At 40.7% G+C, this 7,061-nt stretch carries 4 protein-coding genes, 1 tRNA gene and 1 pseudogene; 2 read left to right on the forward strand and 4 right to left on the reverse strand.

The features are described from left to right. Window positions 1-563 (forward strand): GDSL-type esterase/lipase family protein (locus JCM16496_RS19985; RefSeq protein WP_025836311.1); only part of this gene is annotated, 563 nt, incomplete at its 5' end. A gap of 144 nt (window positions 564-707) precedes the next feature. Continuing rightward, window positions 708-3,021: pseudogene (locus JCM16496_RS19990) on the forward strand (glycoside hydrolase family 3 N-terminal domain-containing protein). 121 nt (window positions 3,022-3,142) lie between these two features. On the opposite strand, the gene JCM16496_RS19995 reads toward JCM16496_RS19990, so the two are convergent. From JCM16496_RS19995 to JCM16496_RS20005, 4 genes are all read right to left on the reverse strand, one after another. Further along, window positions 3,143-3,215, reverse strand: a tRNA-Pro gene (locus tag JCM16496_RS19995). 375 nt (window positions 3,216-3,590) lie between these two features. Further along, window positions 3,591-4,073, reverse strand: coding sequence for a hypothetical protein (locus JCM16496_RS24415; RefSeq protein WP_244440515.1), 483 nt, complete (start codon window positions 4,071-4,073; stop codon window positions 3,591-3,593). Then, window positions 4,043-5,992 carry a S8 family peptidase gene (locus JCM16496_RS20000; RefSeq protein WP_244440516.1) on the reverse strand — a complete coding sequence of 650 codons (1,950 nt, stop codon included), beginning with the start codon at window positions 5,990-5,992 and terminating at the stop codon, window positions 4,043-4,045. Before JCM16496_RS20000 ends, JCM16496_RS24415 begins: the two co-directional genes overlap by 31 nt. 13 nt (window positions 5,993-6,005) lie before the next feature. Next, window positions 6,006-6,965 carry an AAA family ATPase gene (locus tag JCM16496_RS20005; RefSeq protein ID WP_025017578.1) on the reverse strand — a complete coding sequence of 320 codons (960 nt, stop codon included), beginning with the start codon at window positions 6,963-6,965 and terminating at the stop codon, window positions 6,006-6,008. Window positions 6,966-7,061: the final 96 nt, after the last annotated feature.

Here is a 7,061-nt window from a genome sequence, read left to right on the forward strand (position 1 = left end):
ACTCTTCACGAAGTAGTCGTACCTATATTACCGAAGGATTATGGGACAGACTTTTGCCGGCATTACGTAAAGGTGACTATTTGATAATAGATTTTGGACATAATGACAATAATCCATTGAATACGGGATTGGCTCGAGGAACACTTCCCGGAATCGGTCACGAATCAAAAAAAATGGTGATTGAACGTGATGGAAGTATGGAGGAAATTTTTACTTATGGTCATTATATGCGTATTTATATACGTCAGGCAAGGGCTAAAGGTGTTGAGGTTATTCTACTTTCTCATACACCTGCCAATCAATGGGAGAATGGGAAAATGAAACGTTGTGCGCAAACTTACCGTAAATGGACAAAGGAGTTGGCAGAACAAGAAATGGTTCATTTTGTGGATTTAAATGACCTTACGGCTAGAAAATTTGATCTTATAGGGCAGGAGAATGCCAAGATATATTATAAAGATTTGGTACATACTTCTAAAGAAGGAGCTATTATGAATGCAGAATCTGTTATTGAAGGAATTAGCCGGTTGGATGAATGCAATCTAAAAAAAAATTCTGGATAGTAATTACATGAGTAATCTTAAAGTTTTAAGTAACGAATAATTGAGTATATTATATCTGTTTTAAGTTAGCAACAAAGAAAATATATCACACTTTTGATGAAGAGGAAAATAACTTTAGGCATAGCTGCAGTGCTTTGTGCAACTATGCATGCAGGGGGACATGTCGGCATATATAGGAAAGGTTGGATTGATTTCAATAAGAATGGAGTGAAAGACATCTATGAAGATTCCTCAGCTCCTTTGGAGGCAAGAATAAATAACTTGTTGTCGCAGATGACGATAGACGAAAAGACTTGCCAAATGGCTACATTGTATGGTTCGGGGCGTGTACTGAAAGATTCACTGCCCACTGACAAATGGAAGACTGAAATATGGAAAGACGGTATAGCCAATATTGATGAGCAAGCTAATGGCTTGGGGACTTTCGGCTTTTCCTTGTCCTATCCCTATGTGAACAGTGTGAAGAATCGACAGGCTATTCAACGCTGGTTTGTGGAGGAGACTCGTTTGGGAATTCCGGTAGACTTTACAAATGAGGGCATACGCGGGCTTTGCCATGACCGGGCCACGATGTTTCCTGCCCAGTGTGGACAAGGAGCCACTTGGGATAAGGAACTGATAAGCAAAATAGCTCATGTCACCGCCCAAGAAGCAAAGGCATTGGGGTATACTAACCTCTATTCCCCTATTTTAGACATTGCACAAGACCCGCGTTGGGGGCGTGTGGTGGAATGTTACGGTGAAGATCCTTTTTTAGTGGGGGAACTAGGCAAGAAAATGATTGAGGGACTTCAGAAAGAAGGGCTTGTGGCTACTCCCAAACATTTTGCCGTTTATAGTATTCCGGTGGGTGGGCGTGATGCCGGGACGCGTACCGACCCACATGTAGCCCCTCGTGAAATGCGTACTCTTTATTTGGAACCATTTAGGAAAGCTTTCTGTGATGGCGGTGCCTTGGGAGTGATGAGCTCTTATAATGATTATGATGGAGAGCCTATTACAGGTAGCTATCATTCTTGACGGAAATTCTACGTCATGAATGGGGATTTAAGGGGTATGTGGTTTCAGACAGTGAGGCGGTGGAGTTTCTTTATTCTAAGCATAAGGTTGTTGCCGGAAACGTGGATGGAGCTGCCCAGGTGGTAAATGCCGGACTGAACGTACGCACGAACTTTACTCTACCCGAGACTTTCATCCGTCCGCTTCGGCAGGCTGTAGCTGAAGGAAAGGTCTCTATACAGACCATTGACCGTCGTGTGGCCGATGTGTTGCGTGTGAAGTTTATGATGGGATTATTTGATAATCCTTATAGGGGCGACGTTGAACGACCGGAAAAAGTGGTGCATTGTAAGGAACATCAGAATATATCCATGGAGGCGGCTTTGAAGTCAATTGTTTTGTTGAAGAATGAAAACAATATTCTACCGCTGTCAAAGACTCTGAAAAAGGTAGCTGTCATAGGTCCGAATGCAGATGAAGTAACGAATTTGATATGTCGTTATGGACCGGCCAATGCTCCGATAAGGACTGTTTATCAAGGTATAAAAGACTATTTGCCCCATACCGAAGTCCGTTATGCCAAGGGGGTTGATATTATAGATAGATATTTCCCCGAAAGTGAGCTTTACAATGTACCTTTGGATGCTAAAGAACAAGCTGGGATAGATGAGGCGGTAGCTCTGGCGAGGGAGTCGGATGTCACTATTATGGTGTTGGGAGGCAATGAGAAGACTGTGCGTGAGGAGTATTCCCGTACCAGCTTGATTTGTGTGGACGGCAAGAGATATTGTTGCAAGCAGTTCATGCTGTAGGAAAACCTGTAATTTTATTGATGATAGACGGGCGTGCATCTACAATCAATTGGGCGGAGCGTTATGTACCAGGTATAGTGCATGCTTGGTTCCCGGGAGAGTTTATGGGAGATGCGATAGCGCAAGTCCTTTTTGGGGATTATAATCCAGGTGGAAAGCTTGCTGTGACATTTCCTCGTTCGGTAGGACAAATCCCTTTTGCTTTTCCCTTTAAACCTGGATCTGATTCAAAAGGTTTTGTGCGTGTGACCGGCTCTTTGTATCCTTTTGGATATGGATTGAGTTATACTACTTTTGCTTACAGAGATTTGGAAATTGACAATCCGGTGATAGGTATACAAGGTTCTGTGAAGCTGAGTTGTAAAGTGAAGAATACGGGGAAAGTTGCTGGAGATGAAGTCGTTCAGCTTTATTTATGTGACGAGGTAAGTTCTGTTACTACTTATGTAAAGGTATTGCGTGGTTTTGAGCGTATTCATTTACGGTCGGGAGAAGAAAAAGAAGTCAGTTTTATACTCACTCCACAAGAATTGGGATTGTGGAATAAAGACAATCATTTTGTGGTAGAGCCAGGAACTTTCTCTGTCATGATCGGAAGTTCTTCGGAGGATATCCGATTGCAAGGAATGTTTGATGTGCGGTCTTGATAAAAACTACAAGAAGTTATGCATAATAATGGGCCATCCCTCAGTTTCTACTGCCCCCTAATGGGGGCAGAGGTGGACTAAAACAAAAAAGACTTAACTTTTAGAAGTTAAGTCTTTTTTGTCGGAATGAGGCGACTCGAACGCCCGACCCCTACGTCCCGAACGTAGTGCGCTACCAACTGCGCTACATTCCGATTGCTTTTGAAAAGTGGTGCCACCAGGAATCGAACCTTTTGCTTCGGTTTATTCTAACTCCTTGAGTGACTGCACATTATTACTTTATCTTTTATGAAAGCCATTGAATTAGCATCACACTAAATTCATCGCTTTTCTTGACTAATCTTGTAATCTTTATCTCTTTGACGTTGCAAAGATAAATAAAAGGTTCGATTTCTGCAAACTAATGCATATTTTTTTGCCTGTTTTTTGTCAACGATGCTGTTTATATCTATAGTCTCTGCCTACAGTGTCATTGAAACAGTAATTTGTATCTGATGTAAATAAAGACGTTGTGTTTCCGTATATGCTTTATTAATAATCAAGTGCTTATTAGATTTTTTCTTTATTTCCTATACTTCTTGCATTATTTGTACTCCTATTCTATTACTGATAGCCGTTTCTACGGCATCGTAAATTTCAGTTTTCGTTGTCTCTATTGATACGATAAGTGAATATTTGATAACATTATCAACATTAGCTAATTTCCTTTCTTTCCACCATCCTTGGCCTGGATAAACAATTATCTGCCCACAAGAAGCCAATTCAGCGGCCGTACATTCAATCCAGTCAGATTGTACAGTACCTTGTTCTCTACGTTGTTGTTTGATGGTCCATCTGTTAGTATCATTGTCAGTTTTCTTTTCTCCTTCACTTTTATTTCTTCTGCAAAGAAACTCTTCCATACTCTCGCTTGCACTTTTCAAGTCGAAATGCAGCGTAGCAGATGGATAACGATACTTGTTGCTTCTTCCTGCATATCCAGGAGACGGCTTTACATAATAAGATAGTGTGATTCTTATTTTTACATTTTCTTCTCCCATTTGTTCCAGCACCTCTGTTGGCCAAGGCAAATCATAAAAGTGCAATTGATTATAGGTGTTTGAACCATCTTTTTCCCAATAGGTATTAACTCATTTTCAAATATAAACGTTGCATATTTTTCATTACTGAATAAGGCCGTCTCTTCATCAGGAACGCCATAGCCGCATAAAGGTATAATATCCTTGATATTACCGATACGTATCATTTCCGGTGTCCATTTGGCAGAATGTACCATCATGCCACGAACAGACAACATGGAAAGAGCTGGTGTTGCTGTTTTTATTTTTGCCGCAAGACGTGTCGCTAATGCTGTAGCCGCACTTGTAGCATGGAACTGTTCCAATGATTCCGCCAAATCTTGGCAGGTAGTAATCAAACTTAAATCAGGATGTGTCGTTGTTTGAAAAACAGGATGATAGGCTATATTACCTCCTTCCATGACTATTTCAGGCTTATTGCAACCATTTCTCCAACTCCACGAACTTCTTGACATGGGTGACAGATTCCCTGGAGCTGCCAGTGCCTTGTAGCTTTCATCTGTTACTATCGTTTTCTCCGTATATGCTCCGACTGTTAATGCGTTCCATGCTTGAGCCGGACTTTGTACAGCATTGGCTTTGCAGGACTCCAGATAATTTGTGGCATCTACTTCAGGGGGCTCAATGTTGCCCGCTGAAACGAGCACCAAGCGGTCACACTTGCCATTATGGTATATGCTTTCATCCAATGACGCAGAACTTGACGTTGACTTTCCGTCATACGATGTACCATCAGTTACAGCCATACATTGTATAGACGCCCCCATAGCCTGAGCCTGATAGATAGCATCTTCAATTACCGCTCCATAGAAATCCGGATCTGTTGTATGACCGTTCTCTACAATCTTCACGGAAGCCAAGTCCTGTTCTATGATTATCGGACCTCCATGTCGATAAGTTATATCTGTCAAATCTCCATAAAGCATAAGTCCGGCCATACCTGTACCATGGTCACTGTGGTCTGTTGTATCCGGCACGCTGATAGCACTTTTCATTCTGTCATTAGGAAGAGCAGGTGCCAGCAGTTTATGGGCATTGTTGACGCCTGAGTCCAACAAGCCTATTCTTGTACTGTCTTTATCAAGCGCAAATTGAATTTCTCCTTCAATCAGTTCACTCCACTCACGACTTTCGCTCCGATTTTTTATAAGTATTGATGGCTGATGATAGGGACGCACTCCTTCTATATAACCGATAGATAGCGGTAATTCACATAACTGTTGTTTGGTTGCTTTTATCATCCAAACATCTACTCCATCAAAATCCAAATGATTTTTACCTGCTTTTAAGATAGCAAGTTTATCCAAGACATCTGATAATTTTACTGTGTCATATTCCTTTGTTTTAGTTATCCACAACTCAAATAAAAAGGCCTTATTATCAGGTAGTTTGTCGAAATCTTCTGTAGATGTATAGAGCGCATGTATATCTGCCGGCTTAATGGCGTTGATAGGTTCAATCAAGCCTGTATTTTTAGGTTTGCCTGTTTTCGTATTATACTTTTCATCGGCATACTCGTCTGCCTTCTTGCTCAGCCAATCTTTTTTCTCATTTTTGATATATACGGTTACATCAACATTTCCGTCACTTTTATCTTCAGAGATTTTCAGAATGGATGCTCCACTACTTTGGGCTAACTTTTGGGGAACCAATTTGGGAGACATGTCAAGGTTTATATACACACCATCCGCAGACGGTAAACCACACTTTTCCCTTTCAGAAAGAGCCGTGATGGCATATTCAACGACTGCATTATAGCTTTCCTTGATAAATGCAGCATGTTCTTGTCTGTTCCTTTCAGGAATAACAGGAGGTGGTACAACCTTTGCTCTTGGCGTGAAAGAACGGGGTTCTGCTATTTGGTTACCTAAGAAAAAATGTTCCTTTTGCATATTATCTCCTTATTCAACTTATTTCACGACAAAGTTGATTCCGTTTGTCAACGACCATCTTTACCAATTCTATATTCATTGGCACATCATTTAACAAAGATTCTTTGAATATATCAGAACATACCATTTTTATCTCTGCATGGCTCATACCTTCAAACAGAGGTGCAGCCATGGAATAATCAAGTTCTTTAGCCGCATATAGATATTCACGCAACAGATGAATACGTTGTCCGGAGTCTGGCAAGCGATATTCAATAACGTCATCAAAACGTCGAAACATCGCTTTGTCTATCGAATCAATGGCATTTGTCGCTGCAATAATGAAACTGTCTGATGAGTCACGTTCCAACAATTGAAGAAATGTGTTGAGTATTCGGCGCTGTTCACCTACTTCATTTTCCATTCCACGCTGAGCACCGATAGCATCGAATTCATCAAAAAGATAGACTGCGGGAACCTCATCTATAAAATCAAAGATACGGCTAAGTTTCTGTCCTGTCTCACCCATGAATTTTGTAACGACTTTCTCTGTCCTCACAATAAATAAAGGAAGATTCAACTCTTTAGCCAATACTCCCGCTGTCATAGTCTTGCCTGTCCCAGGTACGCCATAGAGCAATAATTTGCGGCGGTTGGCAAGTCCATATTTCCTAAGTTCTTCTCTCTTTGTAAATTCTTTGATGACTCTTTCTATCTTTTCTTTCAATGCTTTGTCCGTCACCATATTTTTCAGGCAATCGTATGTCTCGACTTGAAGCAATAAGTCATCCACATCTTTATTACGTGGAATAAGCTTTAAAGCACTAAAAGATGCTTTTCTTTGACTTAAAAGCTCCTGGATGGTTCTTGCTAATACTGCATGACCATTCTTTGCCTCTACAGCAGAAATCTGGAGAGCAACTTTTCTAAATTGCGCATCATCGTTATTCAGATGATTACGTATCAAAGACAATATTTGGTCCGCATTTGCCATCTATAAATCAATAATTATTGATTTGCAAAATTACTATTTTTTCGTCTAATTCCCTAATATATTATCAAATATCACCAATGTCACCAAACTTTTTGA

This window comes from Bacteroides rodentium JCM 16496, assembly GCF_000614125.1.
GTDB classification, from domain to species: Bacteria; Bacteroidota; Bacteroidia; order Bacteroidales; family Bacteroidaceae; genus Bacteroides; species Bacteroides rodentium.